This window comes from Mesorhizobium sp. B2-3-12, from assembly GCF_006442205.1.
Classification (GTDB): Bacteria; Pseudomonadota; Alphaproteobacteria; order Rhizobiales; family Rhizobiaceae; genus Mesorhizobium.
Window position 1 is genome coordinate 89881 of record NZ_VFVR01000013.1, and the last position, 17051, is coordinate 106931.

The 17051-nt window shown below is 62.3% G+C and carries 17 protein-coding genes; 8 read left to right on the forward strand and 9 right to left on the reverse strand.

The features are described 5' to 3' along the window. Positions 1-27: 27 nt before the first annotated feature. The gene (gene pepN / locus FJ948_RS27010) at positions 28-2673 is read right to left on the reverse strand and encodes an aminopeptidase N (RefSeq protein ID WP_140709850.1); all 2646 of its coding nucleotides are present in this window, start codon (positions 2671-2673) and stop codon (positions 28-30) included. 149 nt (positions 2674-2822) lie between these two features. On the opposite strand from pepN, the gene FJ948_RS30965 reads away from it, so the two are divergent. Next, the gene (locus FJ948_RS30965) at positions 2823-2945 is read left to right on the forward strand and encodes a hypothetical protein (protein WP_263491480.1); all 123 of its coding nucleotides are present in this window, start codon (positions 2823-2825) and stop codon (positions 2943-2945) included. Next, a complete protein-coding gene (locus FJ948_RS27015; RefSeq protein WP_140709851.1) occupies positions 2942-3901 on the forward strand; it encodes a DMT family transporter in 960 nt (319 codons plus the stop codon). The genes FJ948_RS30965 and FJ948_RS27015 overlap by 4 nt, the downstream gene beginning before the upstream one ends. Here FJ948_RS27015 and FJ948_RS27020 read toward each other — a convergent pair whose 3' ends face one another. The 3 genes from FJ948_RS27020 to FJ948_RS27030 all read right to left on the reverse strand — a co-directional run bounded on the left by FJ948_RS27020 (position 3902) and on the right by FJ948_RS27030 (position 6371). Continuing rightward, positions 3902-4714, reverse strand: a complete 813-nt coding sequence (locus FJ948_RS27020) for a helix-turn-helix transcriptional regulator (RefSeq protein ID WP_140709852.1) — start codon at positions 4712-4714, stop codon at positions 3902-3904. It abuts the gene before it with no gap. Positions 4715-4768: 54 nt separating this feature from the next. Continuing rightward, positions 4769-5635 (reverse strand): uracil-DNA glycosylase family protein, encoded by an 867-nt coding sequence (locus FJ948_RS27025; RefSeq protein WP_140709854.1) that lies wholly within the window; start codon positions 5633-5635, stop codon positions 4769-4771. Between the two features lie 91 nt (positions 5636-5726). Then, positions 5727-6371 (reverse strand): hypothetical protein, encoded by a 645-nt coding sequence (locus tag FJ948_RS27030; protein ID WP_140709855.1) that lies wholly within the window; start codon positions 6369-6371, stop codon positions 5727-5729. Between the two features lie 218 nt (positions 6372-6589). Here FJ948_RS27030 and FJ948_RS27035 point away from each other — a divergent pair, with 218 nt between their 5' ends. Together FJ948_RS27035 and FJ948_RS27040 are read left to right on the forward strand one after the other, a co-directional pair. Continuing rightward, complete coding sequence (locus FJ948_RS27035) at positions 6590-8269, forward strand: electron transfer flavoprotein-ubiquinone oxidoreductase (protein ID WP_140709856.1); 1680 nt, start codon at positions 6590-6592, stop codon at positions 8267-8269. A 117-nt stretch (positions 8270-8386) separates the two neighbouring features. Then, complete coding sequence (locus tag FJ948_RS27040) at positions 8387-8983, forward strand: DUF922 domain-containing protein (protein WP_140709857.1); 597 nt, start codon at positions 8387-8389, stop codon at positions 8981-8983. 52 nt (positions 8984-9035) lie between these two features. Here the strand turns inward: FJ948_RS27040 and FJ948_RS27045 are convergent, their stop codons facing one another. The 5 genes from FJ948_RS27045 to FJ948_RS27060 all read right to left on the reverse strand — a co-directional run bounded on the left by FJ948_RS27045 (position 9036) and on the right by FJ948_RS27060 (position 12703). Then, the gene (locus tag FJ948_RS27045) at positions 9036-10046 is read right to left on the reverse strand and encodes an endonuclease/exonuclease/phosphatase family protein (protein WP_181173857.1); all 1011 of its coding nucleotides are present in this window, start codon (positions 10044-10046) and stop codon (positions 9036-9038) included. Between the two features lie 133 nt (positions 10047-10179). Further along, positions 10180-11640: an AMP nucleosidase gene (locus FJ948_RS27050; protein ID WP_246677638.1), complete on the reverse strand. Its 1461-nt coding sequence runs from the start codon at positions 11638-11640 to the stop codon at positions 10180-10182. A 116-nt stretch (positions 11641-11756) separates the two neighbouring features. Further along, complete coding sequence (locus FJ948_RS27055) at positions 11757-11951, reverse strand: hypothetical protein (protein WP_140709861.1); 195 nt, start codon at positions 11949-11951, stop codon at positions 11757-11759. A 41-nt stretch (positions 11952-11992) separates the two neighbouring features. Next, entirely contained in the window at positions 11993-12148 is a 156-nt protein-coding gene (locus FJ948_RS30415) for a hypothetical protein (RefSeq protein ID WP_181173856.1), read from the reverse strand. Between the two features lie 213 nt (positions 12149-12361). Continuing rightward, positions 12362-12703, reverse strand: coding sequence for a DUF2147 domain-containing protein (locus FJ948_RS27060; RefSeq protein ID WP_140709862.1), 342 nt, complete (start codon positions 12701-12703; stop codon positions 12362-12364). A 438-nt stretch (positions 12704-13141) separates the two neighbouring features. On the opposite strand from FJ948_RS27060, the gene FJ948_RS27065 reads away from it, so the two are divergent. The 4 genes from FJ948_RS27065 to FJ948_RS27080 all read left to right on the forward strand — a co-directional run. After that, positions 13142-13408, forward strand: coding sequence for a sel1 repeat family protein (locus tag FJ948_RS27065; RefSeq protein WP_027026420.1), 267 nt, complete (start codon positions 13142-13144; stop codon positions 13406-13408). Positions 13409-13802: 394 nt separating this feature from the next. After that, the gene (locus FJ948_RS27070; protein WP_140709864.1) at positions 13803-14924 is read left to right on the forward strand and encodes a branched-chain amino acid ABC transporter substrate-binding protein; all 1122 of its coding nucleotides are present in this window, start codon (positions 13803-13805) and stop codon (positions 14922-14924) included. 268 nt (positions 14925-15192) lie between these two features. Continuing rightward, complete coding sequence (locus tag FJ948_RS27075) at positions 15193-16557, forward strand: glycosyltransferase family 39 protein (RefSeq protein ID WP_140709865.1); 1365 nt, start codon at positions 15193-15195, stop codon at positions 16555-16557. A 49-nt stretch (positions 16558-16606) separates the two neighbouring features. After that, positions 16607-17051 (forward strand): glycosyltransferase (locus tag FJ948_RS27080; RefSeq protein ID WP_140709866.1); only part of this gene is annotated, 445 nt, incomplete at its 3' end.

A 17051-nucleotide genomic window follows, 5' to 3' on the forward strand; every position in this document is an offset into this window, starting at 1 on the left:
TAGCCGATGGGAGACGGGGAGGGGCGACTAAGCCAGCGTACGCTCGACGATATCGCGCAAATCCGCCGACAGGTTCTGGCCATTGGCGATCGCCAGCAGCGCTTCCCTGGCCTTGGCCTGCCTTCCAGGCTCCAGCGAGCGCCATGACCTCAGCGCCGTCGCCAGCCTTGCCGCCACTTGCGGGTTGCGCTTTTCGACTTCGAGCACGGTCTGTGCGAAGAAACGGTAGCCTTCGCCGTCAGCGCGGTGAAAGCCGGTCTGGTTGGCGCTGGAGAACGTGCCGATCAGCGAGCGCACCCGGTTCGGGTTGCCCATCGAGAAGCTCGGATGAGCGGTCAGGGAGCGAACCGTATCGACAGCCTGCGGCCCCGGCACGCTGGCCTGGATCTGGAACCATTTGTCCATGACCAGCGGATCGGATGCATAGGTCTTCTCGAAAGCCGCCAGCGCCTTTTTCGCCTCCGGCGATCCATGGTGACGATGCGCCAGAACGCCCAACGCGGCCGCGCGGTCGGTCATGTTGGTCGCGGACTGGAAATGCCTGGCGGCCAACGTTGCTCCACCCGGCAGCAGCGAGAGATAATCCATGAGAATGTTGCGCAGGGCGCGTCGTCCCGCGCTCGCCGCGTCGGGGCTGAAGGCGGTCTTGCCGGCAAGATCGTCGTAGAGGCCGGAAAATACCTCGCCATTGACCGTGCCGATCGCCAGCGCAAGCGCCTGGCGCGCCGCGTGGATGGCGTCCGGATCGATGTTCTTGCCTATGTCACGCGCGATGTCGGCGTCGCCAGGCAGCGACAGCGCCAGCGCCCGATAGGCTGGCTCGAGCATCTCGTTGCTGGCGATGTTGCCGGCTAGTTCCGTCAGCTGTGAGGCGAAGTCCGGCTGTTTGCCGCCAAGGATCTGGCGGAAGGCAGCGATCAGCGCATCGGTGAGCAGCGTGTTGAAGGCCTGCCAGCGCGAGAAGGCGTCGCTGTCATGGCGGGCGAGGAAGAACTGGTCGGCCGCCTTCTGCTCGACCGACAGCGTCACCGGCGCCGAAAAGCCGCGGTTGAGCGACACCGCCGGTCGTTCGTCAACGCCGGAAAAGCGCACGATGTGACGGCGCTTGCGGATATGGATGACACCGTCCTCGACGCTGGCGCCCTCGACGCCGCTAAAGCGGACAGGTTTGCCGCCGGCGCCGATCAGGCCGAAGGCGAGGGGTATATGCATCAGCCGCTTGCGGCTTTCCGACGGTGTCGGCGGCACCGACTGCTCGATCTCCAGCGTGAATTCCCGCGCGGCAGGATTGTGCGTCGAACTCACGGTCAGGTTGGGCGTGCCCGCCTGGTGATACCAGAGCGCGAATTGTGAAAGATCGCGGCCGGATGCGTCCTCGAACACCTTGATGAAGTCCTCGATGGTCGCGGCTTCGCCGTCATGGCGTTCGAAATAGAGGTCCATGCCGGCGCGAAAGGCCTCGGCCCCGAGAATGGTGCGGATCATGCGCACCACTTCGGAGCCCTTTTCGTAGACCGTCGCCGTATAGAAATTGTTGATCTCGCGGTAGCGGCGCGGCCGTACCGGATGCGCCAGCGGACCCTGGTCCTCGGGAAACTGGTGCGCGCGCAGCGTGCGCACTTCGGCAATGCGCTTGACTGCGCGCGAGCGTTGGTCGGCGGAGAATTCATGGTCGCGGAAGACCGTCAGTCCTTCCTTCAGGCAAAGCTGGAACCAGTCGCGGCAAGTGATTCTGTTGCCTGTCCAATTGTGGAAATATTCATGCGCGATGATCGCCTCGATATTGGCGAAATCGGCATCCGTCGCCGTCTCCTGGTCGGCCAGGACGTATTTGTCGTTGAAGATGTTGAGGCCCTTGTTCTCCATAGCGCCCATGTTGAAGTCCGACACGGCGACGATGTTGAAGACGTCGAGGTCGTACTCGCGTCCGAATGCTTCCTCGTCCCATTGCATCGACCGCTTCAGAGCGTCCATCGCGTAGCCGGCGAGCGCCTCCTTGCCGGGCTCGACATAGATGCCGAGTTCGACCTTGCGGCCGGATAGGGTGACGAAACTGTCGGCGACCTGGCCGAGATTGCCGGCCACCAGCGCAAACAGATAGGACGGCTTGGGGAAGGGGTCGTGCCAGCTGGCATAGTGCCAGCCATCGGCGAGATCGCCGGCCTCGACCGGATTGCCGTTGGACAGCAGCAGCGGCGCCTCGTCGCGCCGCGCCTCGATCCGCACCGTGTAGACGGACAGGATGTCGGGGCGGTCGAGGAAGTAGGTGATGCGGCGAAAGCCCTCGGCCTCGCACTGCGTGCAATAGACGTTGTTCGAGCGGTAGAGGCCCATGAGAGCCTCATTGCCGGCCGGCGCCAGTTCTGTCTCGATCAGCAGTTGGAAACGGCGTGCGGCCGGCGGCTTGAGCAGCGTCAATTGGTCGGGGCTCGCCAGCAGATCCGCCGGTTTCACCGTCTTGCCGTCGATCTCGACGCGCTTGAGCGTCAGCCCATCGCCGTCGAGCACCAGCGGAGCCGATTTCGATACGCCCTCGCGGCGCTCGACGGTCAGTATCGCGGTGACGATCGTAGCCTTCGGCGAAAGACGGAAGTCAAGGTTGGTTTCCGGAATGTGGTAGTCGCTGGGGCGATAGTCCTCGAGCTTGAAGACCTGGCCTGTGTCAGTGCGCATTCCCTGGCTTTTCCTGTCTTTTCCGGGGACCGGACATGATCTGACTGGTCCAAAAAATTCAAAGTCCGCGCTCTTTACACGAAACACTCCCTCGACAAAACTGCGGCAGAGCCTAATTCAGGCTATCCTTTCATCGTCGCGAGGCCGTCATGACCGCCGTCACACCGAAATTCGGGATGGGCGCTTTCGTTCGTGCCGACGATTTCCCGTTCTGCCATTTCGAGACCCGCAACGTGCTTTCGATCGCGGACAGAGACGCATCGCCAAAGTGACATCAGGGTTGGGCGCGCAACCAGAGACGACGGGCGGTCACGGCACGCTGAGAGGCATCGCGCTGAAGATCGTCTCCGTGGCGGTTTTTGTCGGCATGCAGACCTGTATCAAGGCGGCAGGCGACGTGCCCGCCGGCCAGATCGTGTTCTTCCGTTCCTTTTTCGCCATCTTCCCGATCATTGCCTTCCTGGCGTTGAAGGGACATCTGGCCACCGCGTTCGCCACGAAACGCCCCTTCAACCACATCGCGCGTGGCATAGTCGGCGTCGCTGCCATGGGGCTCGGCTTCTTCGCGCTGACCAGGCTGCCGCTGCCGGAGGCGATCACCCTCAACTATGCACAGCCGCTGCTGGTCGTGGTGTTCTCCTCGGTCTTCCTTGGCGAGACGATCCGCGTCTATCGCTGGAGCGCTGTCGCGATCGGCCTCGTTGGCGTGCTCATCATTTCCTGGCCGGAGCTGACCCTGCTCAATTCGGACGAGGGGCTCGACGACCAGGAGGTCCTGGGCGTCATGGCGGCGCTGATTGCCGCGGCAATCTCGGCTGTCGCCATGCTGCTCGTGCGCAATCTCGTGCAGACGGAGAAGACGGCGACCATCGTGTTGTGGTTCTCGTCCACGGCGAGCGTGCTTTCGCTGCTGACGCTGCCTTTCGGCTGGCAAGCGCTGACGCCAGCGCAAGCCGCGCTTCTTATCCTGGCCGGCTTCTGCGGCGGCCTCGGCCAGATCCTGATGACCGCGGCCTATCGCCATGCGGAGGCCTCGGTGGTGGCGCCGTTCGAATACACCTCGATGATCCTCGGTGTCGTCGTCGGCTATCTCGTTTTCGGCGACGTGACCTCAGCCAGTACGCTGGTCGGCGGTGTGATCGTGGTGGCCGCCGGCATCTTCATCATCTGGCGCGAACGGCAACTGGGTCTGGAACGGACCCGCAAGGCGGCCTTGCCGCAGGGCTGATCAGGATCGCTCGGCTCGTTCCTTTGCCAGTCTCGTCAACACCGCTCGCGTCTGCTCGTCCGCCGGGAAGAAAGACTCAATGGCCAGCTCCGACAACGTGACATCCAGCGGTGTGCCGAAGACCGTGATGGTGCTGATGAACGACAGCACCTGATCGCCATGGGCAAGCCTCAGCGGATGGACGATCGCATTCGGCTCCACCGGCGCCGGCCGGCTGCCCTTGAGGCCTGAAGGATAGCCGCGCAATTCGCGCTCCAGCTCGACCAGCACCGGGTCGCCGGCGGCATCGTTCTGATGCTTCAGCCGTTCGAGCAGGTGGGTGCGCCATTCCTGCAGGTTCACGATGCGCGGCGCAACGCCACCTGGGTGCAGGCTGAGCCGCAGCACGTTGACGGGTGGCTGGAGCAGCGAGGGCTCGGAAACATCGGCCAGGAATGGCCCGATCGCGGCGTTCGCCGCGACCAGGTTCCAGTGCCGGTCCACCGCGAGCGCCGGAAACGGCTCGTGCCCCTTGAGCACGATCTCGACCGCCGCCATTGCCGGCGCCAGCGTCGTATCGGTGAGCGGCCGCTCGCTGAAGCTCGGCGCGAATCCGGCGGCCAGCAGCAACTGGTTGCGCTGCCTGAGCGGGATCGCAAGCTGTTCGGCCAGATGCAGCACCATGTCGCGCGAGGGTGCTGCGCGACCGCTTTCGACGAAGGAGAGATGCCGCTGCGAGATCTCGGCTTCCATGGCGAGGTCGAGCTGGCTCATGCGGCGGCGCGTGCGCCATTCGCGGATGAGACTGCCTGCGGAGGTTTGGGCTGATGTCATGCGAGGATGACTAGGCTGACACTGAAGGCATTTCAATTACCTGCGAGGTCATCGCTAGCCGAGCGCCCGCAGCTTCGCCTTCACCTCGAGAAAATCCCGCCACGCCAGCTTCTTGTGCGCGGGCGTGCGCAAGAGATAGGCCGGATGCAATGTCGGCATGGCCGGAATGGCAATGCCGGACGCCGTGGTGTGGACGCGCCAATTGCCGCGCAGCCGCAGGATTCCTTCCGAGGTGTTGAGCAAGGTCTTGGCCGACGGACCGCCGAGATTGATCAGCACCTTGGGATTGACCAGCTCGATCTGACGCTCGATGAACGGCCGGCAGATTTCGGTCTCGTGCGGCGTCGGCGTGCGGTTGCCGGGCGGCCGCCAGGGGATGACATTGGCGATGTAGACCGAGTTGCGGTCGAGGCCGATCGCAGCCAGCATGCGGTCGAGCAGGCGGCCGGAGCGACCGACAAAGGGCAGCCCCTCAATGTCCTCGTCACGGCCGGGGGCTTCGCCGACCAGCATGACGGCGGCTTGCGGGTTGCCGTCGGCGAACACCAGGTTCTTGGCGGTCGCCTTGAGATTGCAGCCCTCGAAAGCGGCCATGTGCTGGCGTAGCTCTTCCAGGGTCACCGACGCGGTCGCCAATTGGCGCGCCAGCGCCGCCTGCGCCTCGTCGGGCACGGCCGAGGTTGGCGGGCGCGCGGCCGGAGCATCCGGCAGGGCGCGCGCATCGAGGCGCGGCGGAGCCGTGGGCGGTTCCGCTGCCCTGCTTTCACGTGGCGTCGCCGGCATGCGTTCCGCCGGCTTCGGCGCGGCCTCCGCGAACCGGTTTACCGGCGCATCCTCCAAAGCCTCGTCCGCACCCGCGCTGGCATAGAAGGCGAGCAGATCGGCGAAATCGACCGGATTGTTGGGAGAGGCGGCAGTCATGGCCGCACCATCGTCCGGGCGGCGCCAATTTGCAACCTCGGCGAAGGCGGCGGCGACAGCCGATCTCTCTCGCCTGGGGCGAGGTCGCGGTCTAGCCGGTGGGTATGCGTGGGTCCTGCACGAGATAGAAGGTCCAGCGCGGTGTGTAGTCGGTCATCAGGAACTCGAAACTGGCGGTCTTGAGTGGGTCGACCTTGCCGTTCTTGAACAGCAGCCGGTCATAGGGTTCGAAGTCGCGGTCGAAATCGGCGAAATTGCTCGACCAGATATTGTCGGGCGTCTTGTTGCGCTGGTCAAACGAAAGTCCGTCTCCGAACACGCTCGGCTGGTCCAGTATTTCCTGCAACTCGAACTGGAACTCGATCCAGGCCTGGCCGCTGTTGTTGAGCACGTTTAAGCGCATATACATAATGCCATTGGCGAACTCACCGGCCTTGCCGAATGTCTGGATCGGCTTCGTCGTGCGGATGGTCAGCGTCACCGGTGTGGCCGAATTCAGCTCTTCGGTGATGACGAGCGGATCATCCTTGGTCCCGATGCCGGAGGCCCCTGTGATGCGGAAGCCGCCAAGCTCGTCGGAGAACGAATACGCGCCTGTCGCCCAGACCTTTGCCTCATCCGCGACGGCATGATCCGGCGCCGACGCCAGAAGGGCAAAAATGACCGCCCGGCAGGCCCGGCCGGGCGTTGATGGAAAGCGCGTCGAAGAAAAGCCGCCTGGCCCGGGAATGCGCATGGCGGGAAGTATGGCCGATAAGCAAGTCGTCAAACAATCAAAAACGCGAGCGCGGCCTATTTCCCGGCGCAAACGGCTGCCCTGATGCATGGTGCGCGACTTTTTGGCCGAATCCGCATTGTCACGTATGCGCCGGTTTCCTGTCGCCAATTGATGCGCTATGCAGCGCAGGAGCCAGCAAGATACGCCAACAGCGGCAAGCCAGTGCGGAGGGGTTGATGAGCGATATCGAACGCGAAAGCATGGAATTCGACGTGGTCATCGTCGGTGCCGGACCGGCTGGCCTTGCCGCGGCCATCCGCCTCAAACAGGTCAATCCCGAGCTTTCCGTCGTCGTGCTGGAAAAGGGCGGCGAAGTCGGCGCCCATATCCTGTCGGGTGCCGTCGTCGACCCGATCGGCATCGACAGGCTGCTGCCTGGCTGGCGCGAAGAGGATGGTCATCCTTTCAAGACACCCGTCACGGCGGACCATTTCCTGGTGCTCGGCCCCGCCGGCTCCTTCCGCCTGCCCAACGTCCTGATGCCGCCGCTGATGAACAACCACGGCAACTACATCGTCTCGCTCGGCAATGTCTGCCGCTGGCTGGCTGGCAAGGCGGAGGCGCTGGGCGTCGAGATCTATCCGGGCTTTGCCGCTGCCAGCCTCGTCTACAACGATGCCGGCGCCGTCACTGGCGTCATCACCGGCGACATGGGCGTCGAGAAGGACGGCACGCATGGTCCGGGCTTTGCGCCGGGCATGGCGCTGATGGGCAAATATGTGCTGATCGGCGAGGGCGCGCGCGGTTCGCTCGCCAAGCAGTTGATCGCCAAATACAAGCTTTCAGACGGGCGCGAGCCCGGCAAATACGGCATCGGACTGAAGGAGCTCTGGCAGGTCAAGCCGGAGAACCATCGGCCGGGCCTGGTGCAGCATTCCTTCGGCTGGCCGCTGGACCTGAAGACCGGCGGCGGTTCGTTCCTCTATCATCTCGAGGACAACCAGGTGGCGGTCGGCTTCGTCCTCCATCTCAACTACAAGAACCCCTATCTGTCGCCCTTCGAGGAATTCCAGCGCTTCAAGACCCATCCGGCGATCGCAGGTACGTTCGAAGGCGCCAAGCGGCTCGGCTATGGCGCCCGCGCGATCACCGAGGGTGGCTGGCAGTCGGTGCCGAAATTGTCGTTCCCGGGCGGCGCGCTGATGGGATGCGCGGCGGGCTTCGTCAACGTGCCGCGCATCAAGGGCTCCCACAATGCGGTGCTGTCGGGGATGCTGGCGGCCGAGCATGTCGCCGAGGCGATCGGCGCCGGCCGCGCCAATGACGAGCTTTCCGCCTACGAGGACGCCTGGCGGGCGACCGACATCGGCAAGGATCTGAAGAAGGTGCGCAACGTCAAGCCGCTATGGTCGCGTTTCGGCACCATCATCGGCGTCGGCCTCGGCGGCCTCGACATGTGGCTGAACACGCTGTTCGGCGTTTCGCCCTTCGGCACGCTGAAGCATGGCAAGGCCGACTATGCCACGCTCGAGCCGGCAGCCCGGCACAAGAAGATCACCTATCCGAAGCCGGATGGCGTGCTGACGTTCGACCGTTTGTCCTCGGTGTTCCTGTCCAACACCAATCACGAGGAAAACGAGCCGGTGCACCTCATCGTCGGCGACATGGCGCTGCAGCAACGCTCCGAGCACGACGTCTTCGCCGGACCCTCCACGCGCTATTGCCCGGCGGGTGTCTATGAGTGGGTGGACAAGGATGGCAACGCCGCCCCCGATCCCCAGGCCAAGGACGTGCGCTTCGTCATCAACGCGCAGAACTGCGTGCACTGCAAGACCTGCGATATCAAGGATCCGAACCAGAACATCAACTGGGTGCCGCCGCAGGGCGGCGAGGGCCCTGTGTACCAGAATATGTGAGCGATGGCCTGGGGTCGGGCACAGCGGCAAATTCCCGCGACGGCATGCCGTACATTAGAACCGTTGAAACCACCGCCAGCTTATGGTTCCCTTCTCCAGGGATAAGGAGAAAGGCAGATGCGCCGGATCGTTCTGACATGCCTCGCCGTCATCGGGGCGCTGTGTGTGACGGAAGCGCTGGCCGGCACCAGGGCGGTGGTCCAGACGCGGACCTACGATATCAAGGGAAGTTCGGGCACGACCCTCATCGACGCGATGGACAGCAAAGGCCCCAAGCACGGCTTCATGACGCATGCCATCGCCACCACGGCCTATACCGTCGACTGGGATCTCGGCGGAGGTCAGGATAAGGGCTTCTGCCGGCTGGGGCGGGTCAACGGCACGCTCAATCTGTTCTACACCTTCCCTCGCGTTGCCTCGCCGATGACACCGGCGCTGAAAAGGCGCTGGAACAGGTTTTTCGCCGGTGTTCGCAGTCATGAGGAAACACATGGGCGTATCGCCAGGGAGATGATGCGCGCCACGGAGAGGTCGATAACCGGTCTGCGGGTCGCCAACGACCCGTCCTGCTACAAGACGCGGAGCGAGGCCCGGCTTCGCATCAAGGCCGTCTATGCCGAATATGAGGCCAAACAAATCGCCTTCGACCGGCGCGAGCATGCCAATGGCGGCCATGTCGAACATCTGATCGCTGCCTTGATCGGAAAACCATGAACGAGCGATCCATTCGCCATCTCGACGCGTCGCGGCGTCTCGGCCTTGTACATCAGCCCCGAGGCCTGGCTGACAAGTCGCTCGCCGCGAGTGCGCTGGCGCGCCCGTCCTCGGGTGGTTTCTGATCCGATCGAACCAAGAATTCGACCAGCACCGGCAGATGGTCCGAGCCGGTATCTTCCAGCCGCTTTGACGACAGGATCGTCACGCCGCCCTTGCTGAACACCTGGTCGATCGGCAAGCCCGCATAGCGGCGCAGGAAGTCGGGCAGTGTCCGGTGGATCCAGGTCGGGCCGGCGGAAGGCATGAGTGTCAGCCCGCCGAGAGCAGCGACCCGCCGCACCGCCGCGCTCCACGGCACGGCGTTGCAATCGCCGGCCACGATCGCGGTCTGGCCGAGCGCGGCCAGCGGCCCCGCCAGTTCGCCGATCTGCCAATATTGCTCCTTCGGCCAGGGCCAGCTCAAATGGATCGCGGCGACATCGACATCGCTCCCGCTGAAGTCGATGGTGGCGGTCGCCATGGCGCCGCGCGGCTCGCAACGCGGCGCGGTGCCGGCGGCAAATGGCCGGCGCGACAGCAGCGCCACGCCGAACATGCCGTTCGGGTAGGGACAGAGGATCCGGTAGGGGTAGGCGCTGGCGATATAGCCAAGCTCGGTCGTCCACATCTGCGACACCTCGTCGAGCGTGATCACGTCCGGATTGGTGCGGCCGATCAGCGAGAGCACCTTCTTCGGTGTCGGGTTGTTGAAGCGCAGGTTCATCTGCAGCAGGCTGTAGACGATCTGGTCCGTGGGCTCGGCAACCGCGGGCCGAGGCCACAGCCTTGGCAATGCGCTAGCCGTCGTGGCCAGGCAGGCGATGGCGAAGAGCATCGCCACGGCCGCCTGCAGCCGGTAGGAACTCGCAAGCAGCGGCAACGCCAGAAGCGCCATCAGCACGCTGAAGTGAATGCGAAAATGCGCGAAGGAATCGAAAGCCGGGTGCAGCGCGCCGAAGAACCCGGCCAACAAAGCGGCCGATAATGCCGTCATCGCCAGGAATGCCAGCCCAGCCGTCATGTTCAAGCGCGCGCCTGTTGTCATTGAGGTCGTGTCCGCCGAATGCCGCCTGACGATCCGTCGATTTGCTTATCGGCCAAAATGCGGCCCGAGCAAGACGACGAATTGCCTCGCCGAGGCTTCGCGCGGCGTTCTATTGGAACGCTGTCTCCGAAAAGCTCCGGAGCTTGCGAGAATGCAGCCGCTCCATCGGCATCTCGGCCAGCTTTTCCATCGCCCTGATGCCGATGGTCAGGTGCTGCGCCACCTGGCGTTTGTAGAACTCGGTCGCCATCCCCGGCAATTTTAGCTCGCCGTGCAGCGGCTTGTCGGAAACGCACAGCAGCGTGCCGTAGGGGACGCGGAAGCGGAAGCCATTGGCCGCGATCGTCGCCGATTCCATGTCGAGTGCGATCGCGCGCGACTGCGACAGGCGCTGCACCGGTCCGCGCTGGTCGCGCAGTTCCCAGTTGCGGTTGTCGATGGTGGCGACGGTGCCGGTGCGCATGATGCGCTTCAGGTCGTAGCCCGACAGGCCGGTGACTTCGGCGACCGCCTCCTGCAACGCGACCTGGATCTCGGCCAGTGGTGGGATCGGCACCCAGACCGGCAGATCGTCGTCCAGCACATGGTCCTCGCGCACATAGGCATGCGCCAGCACATAGTCGCCAAGCGCCTGGGTGTTGCGCAGCCCGGCGCAGTGGCCGAGCATCACCCAAGCATGCGGCCGAAGCACGGCGATATGGTCGGTGATGGTCTTGGCGTTGGAAGGCCCCACGCCGATATTGACCATGGTGATGCCGCCATGGTTCGGCTTCTTCAGATGATAGGCCGGCATCTGCGGCAGGCGCTGTGGCGCCACGCCTTCGCTGGGTGCACTCTGCCCGGCCCGGGTGATGACGTTGCCAGGTTCGACAAATTCCGTGTAGCCGTCACCGCCCTTTTCCATCAGGTCGCGGGCGCGGGCGACGAACTCGTCGATATAGAACTGATAGTTGGTGAACAGGACGAAATTCTGGAAATGCTGCGGGCTGGTCGCGGTGTAGTGCGTCATGCGGTGCAGGGAATAATCGATGCGCTGCGCCGTGAACGGCGCCAGCGGCCGGGGCTCGCCAAAGGCGACCTCGAAAGTACCGTTGGCGATCTGGTCGTCGGTGCCGTCCAGATCCGGCACGTCGAACAGGTCGCGGATCGGCCGCTTGATGCGCTCGGCGGCGGCGCCGTCGACGTAAGTTCCCTCCAGGAAAGCGAAATGCAGCGGAATGGGTGTGGTCGATTCCGAAACCGTGACCGCGACGCCGTGGTTGCGCATGATCAGGCGAAGTTGCTCGATGAGGTAGGTCTCGAACAGCTGCGGCTGTGTGATCGTGGTCGAGAAATGTCCCGGCGTCGGCATGTGGCCATAGGCCTGGCGCGAGTCGACCTGGGTGAAGGAACTCGTGGTGACGCCGATCTCGGGATAGAAGGCCCGGTAGCGCTTGCTGCTGTCGCCGCCGGCGGCAAGGGCCGCGAAGGAGTCGCGCAGGAACTTGGTGTTTCTGTTGTAAAGCACCTGCAGTGCGGCAACGGCCTTTTCGGCGTTGTCGAAGCTTTGCCGGCCAAAAGGCTCGGGCATGACGACAGATTCGATGGCTTGGGGATAGATTCGCTTTTCCATGGCTCAATATAGAGACTTGGACGGGCGGTTGGGAGGGGTGTCGCCGCCGAAGGCGCTCAAAGCGCCATTTTTCTTCAACCCCTCTGCAGGCTGACCAGCAGCACGAAGCCGACGCCGGACTTTCTGAGTGCCGGCGCCTCGATTGTCGAGCCGGCATCGGCGCGCATCATCGGCACCGCCAGAACCGGAGCGGCCAGAAGCATCAGGATAAGCGCCGCCCGCGGCAGGAGCCGGAGGGTCTTGGTGAGGTTGGCGGCGATGCGGTTCATGATGTCTTGCGCTTTTCTTTTCGAGGTCCGGGTTCTCTGTTTCAGTGGCGAAGCGTGGTCGGGCAGCCGAGGTGGCACATTCTGGTGGCTTCGTCCCAGGAGCGGGGCGAACGGCCCGCTTCGGCGACGAGGATGGCGAAGAACATTCCAAACAGGCTCATCAGCAGGCAGACGATGGTGAAGCGGCGAGCAAGCATTGGGTCCGTGTCTCCTTCAACACGCAGGAGAATGTCCTGATGCCTCTGAACCGGCTCTGATGCCGGTGTTCATCTGCGGTTCAAATTGATTGACGGGATATCGGCCGGGTTGCCGGAGACCCGAATGGCGCATCGAGCGCGACTGCTAACGTGTCGATGAAACGAAAACGGGACCCGCAGGGCCCCGTTTTGAAATGACTAGGAAATGGACGATCAGAGCTTGTGCCAGGTCTGGCTCTTGCAGATCAGTCCGCCGAGCACGCAACCGCTCATCTTGAGCGAGGTGCCCGACAATGTCGCCTTGCCGGAATAGGTCTTGTCGTTTGCCGGATCGGTGATGTTGCCGGTATACTTGTTGTCGCCGGCCGCCTTGAGCGAGCCGATGGTCTTGCCGGCATATTTGCCGGACTTCAGCGTAATGGAAAACGAGCCGGAGCCACCGATGGCAGCGGTGTCACCGGCTTGCGTCTTCCAGTTGCCCTCGATAGGATCGGCAAAAGCCGCGCCGCTCATCATCAAAGTGGCCGCCAAGGCCAGGCTCACTTTTCGAAACATGTCTTCCTCCGTTTGGATAGCCGGCCGGATGCTCCGCCTCGCCGGTCTGCCGCTTACGCAAACGTAAGCTAATCCAGCTTCCAGCAAAACAAAAGCGGTGCCGCTACGGAAGACTTTGGCATTTTGAAGCCGCCTGAATTCGCGCTGTCGGCGAGGAAATGAAAACGATCGCCGTCTCCTGTTTGTTTCCTAGGGTTAGCGGAGTGTTGATCGAGGCCTGCAAGATTTTCGTCAAATTTGACGAAAATCGGCTGAATTGCTGGCTTCGTATCCTTAACGAATTTCCGTGTTTACCTCTTGTTTTAGCTTTGTTTTCCTCAAATTAAGCACGCCATTTAACGACGGATTCAAGCCTGCGCGGCATTCTCGAAAGCATCGAAAGAGCGGCCCGGACAAGACAAACGGAGGCAGCTCTCGGGAGCCAGACAGGGGACTAAAATGGCACGTTTTGAAATGCTTGAAGCAGGTTTCGGCGCCATGGGGGCAACTGCCCAGGCCGACATTCTTTTCGAACTGGGCATGATGTATGCGACCGGCCGCGATTGCGAGACCGACGTCGTTGCCGCCCACAAATGGTTCAACATCGCCGCCATCAAGGGATCGGCCCGCGCCGCCGAACTGCGCTCGGAACTCTCGGCCGCGATGTCGAAGATCGAGATCGCCAAGGCGCTGCGCGAAGCCCGCGAATGGATGACCATGCACTGAGTTCCGCCGGACGGGGACGCTTCGGCCAAGACCGCTAAAGACGGTCGGGCTAAAACAGGGAAAAGGCTGCGCAGACAGCCAAGCTACAGGCCAACAATGACAGAATGCGGCAGGCCGACAGGTTCAAGCCGCGCGAATGATGGTCAGCAGGAAGACAGGGAAGATCAAGTTGGGTTCGTGGCGCGGGGGCGCTGGGGAAACAGCCCGACAGGCAAAAAAGCCACGACCAGCCGGAACAAGGCTGGCGTGGCTTTTTTGCGTGAGTGGGACATCTCAGGCCCAATCGAGCGGCGCCAATGCGCCTAGACAGGCGCAATGAAGGATGAAATTGTCCCGCCTCTCTGGAAGAAGCGTGGCCGGGGCGGCCGCGCGTGAGTGGAGGAGTTCTATTGTCATGAAAAAAATGAGTATTTTGAGCGCGGCCATTTTCGGCCTGATGATGAGCGCGCCGGTCGCGTTCGCCGACGACATCACCATTTCGGTGGTCGGCCCGATGACCGGACAGCTCGCCACCATCGGCGACCAGTTCAAGCAGGGCGCACAGGCCGCCGCCGACGCCATCAACGCCGCTGGCGGTGTCAATGGTTCGCAGATCAAGCTCGACATCGAGGACGACCAGTGCGATCCCAAGCAGGCCGTGTCGGTCGCCAATCGCATCGTCGCCAACGGCGTCAAGTTCATCGACGGCCATGCCTGCTCGGGTTCGAGCATTCCGGCCTCGGCCGTCTATGCGGAGGCCGGTGCGTTGATGATGAGCCCGGCTTCGTCGAACCCGGTGCTGACCGACGCCGCGGCCAAGGCCGGCTGGCCGACGATCATGCGTCTCTATACCCGTGACGACGCACAGGGCGCCTTCATCGGCCCGTGGATCGCCAAGAAATATGCCGGCAAGAACGTCGTCGTCCTGCACGACAAGAGCGCCTACGGTCAGGGCGTGGCCGATGCCGTCAGGTCAACCATGAATGCCGGTGGCCTCAAGGAAGTCTATTATGACGCCATCAATCCGGGCGAGAAGGACTATTCGGCGCTTGTCACCAAGCTCAAGGATCTCAAGGCCGATGTCGTCTATTTCGGCGGCTACCATCCTGAGGCTGGCCTGATCCTGCGTCAGTCGGCCGAACAGAACCTGAAGTTCCAGCTGATCATGCCGGACTCCATCGCCTCGCCGGAATTCTGGCAGGTTGCCGGCCCGGCCGGCGAGGGCACCATGTTCGTGTTCCCGTCGGATCCCCAGGCAAAGCCGGAAGCCAAGGCGGCGGTCGAGAAGATCAAGGCCGGCGGCTTCGTGCCGGAAGGCTTCACGCTGTTCTCCTACGCCGTGGTCCAGGCTTTCGCCGAAGGCATCAAGCGCGCCGGCAGCGACGATCCGGCCAAGGTTGCCGAGGCGCTGAAGAACGGCACGCCGATCAGCACCGTTGTCGGCGATGTCACCTTCGACGAGAAGGGCGACCTCAAGAACGCCAGCTACGACATCAACCAGTGGCATGACGGCAAATACGCGCCGATCGCGCAGTAATCGCTGCGCCGCTTCGGCAGTCAGGGAACTTGAACAAATGGCCGGGTTCGTCCCGGCCATTTTTGTCGGAAACACTGTAGTTGAGCGCCCGGCATTTCACGTCCGGAAAGAAATAAATATCACTCTGTAATTGCGCTATTAGGGAAGGCTTTTTTAGGTCAAAAAATGAATGTAGGGGTGATTCTTTCTGCCGCTTCGCGTTTTGAGACAGGCAGATTTGCTCGCCGACTTGCCCCATTCGCATAATCAGATCCGGATCTGGCGCCATATGAATTCAACCACAAACCTGGCCGGTGAGAATTTCTTGACCCGCCGCGTGTACATCATGATCGGCTGCCTCGTCGTGTTGACCGTCTTGGCGGCATTGTGGCCGATTTATCGGGCGTTCCTCGACATCGAGATTGATACCAATGAGGGATGGAATGCCTACTATGCCGATGCGGCGATGGGGCGGATGCCGCTCTATCCCGCTGCCCATCAGCTGATTGCCAACAATTATCCGCCGCTTTCCTTTTACATTGTCGGGGGTCTGGGGCGGTTGATCGGTGATGTCGTGCTGGCCGGACGGTTGCTGTCGCTCGCAGCAATTCTGGTGATCGCCTGGGGTGTTTTCCGCGCCATCCGCCTGCTGGGTGGGGATGCGACCTCCGCGGTGATCGGCGCGCTATTTTTCGGCGCCACCATGTGCCGCTTTTTTACCGGCTATGTCGGGATGGATGACCCCCATTTGCTGGCCCAGGCAGCCATGACGGTTGGCTTTGTCGCCTTCCTTAAGGCCCGTGCGCAGGATCGCGGCTACGCCCTGCCCATTCTTCTGATGGTGGCCGCCGGGTTCATCAAACACAACATCGTAGTGATGCCGCTGACAGCAATGATATGGGTGGGTATTAACAAGCCGCGGCAAATGGTGAAATCCGCGATCCTGGCGGCTTTCGCCATCGTTCTGGGTTTTGCCCTCTGTTACGTCGCCTTCGGCCCCGATTTTTTCAGCAATCTGAGGTCGCCGCGCGCCTATTCGCTGAAACACGCCTTCGGCGCCATCGGCCATCTGCAATGGATTGCCGTTGGACTGGCCGCCTGGGTTTACGTCGGCATTACGCGCAGGACCGATCCCAATATCCGCTTGTGCAATCTCCTAAACATCCTTGGCCTCGTGATGTTCTTTGTCCAGAAAACCGGCGATGGCGTGGCCTACAACGCGCAATTCGAACTGGTCTTCGGGGTATCGATTGCCACCGGCCTCGCTTTCGCGCATGCGCCGGTTTTGCCGCTCGCTCGGCGCTGGTCGCCGGAGGCGCTGCGGTTCTTTCTTTTGCTCGCCATTTGTCTTCGCCTGGTGGCGTCGTCACGCATTGAACCGGTGAGATTGTTGATCGATCCGAGTTTTCATGAGGAAATAGCCGCGCGCGAAGCGGCTATGTCCACGACGGCCGCGCGCTTAAAAAGCGTCCCTGGAGATGCGACCTGTTTCTGTACGCTCGCCAGCTACCGTTCAGGAAAAACGTTCATTGTTGATCCCTTCTACGTCCACCAGCAGGTTCTCGCCGGCCTCCTTCCTCCCGATGCCATCGACAAACTCGTCGCTGCCGGAAAGTTGACTGTCGTGGAAGCGGATCCCCTTCTGCATTGGTAAGTTTTTGTTCCACAGGATTGCTACTGTGCCAAGCTCAGATAACCCAAGGATGATTTTGAACATCGATGTCAAAGACAGTCAAAATGCGACGTCGCATTTTGCCCCATCGGTTTCAGTGATCATCCCGACATTCAATGAATTTGCGAATGTGTCCAAGGTCGCCGCGGCTATCGGGAATGCGCTCGAGGGCAAAGAACATGAGATCGTTTTTGTTGACGACGACTCCTCTGACGGAACCAGAGCTGAAGTCGCAAAATTGGCTGCCGTTCTCCCCGGAGTTCGGCTCATCCATCGGATCGGCCGGCGCGGGCTGTCCACTGCCGTCACCGAAGGAATGCTCAGCACGACCACGCCGTTCATGGTCGTGATGGATGCCGATCTTCAGCATGACGAGGCCATCATACCGAAAATGCTTTCCTTCCTCGAAGCCAACACCGCTGATCTTGTGGTTGGCTCCAGGTACATCGAAGGGGGTGGGTTGGGCTCCTGGGACA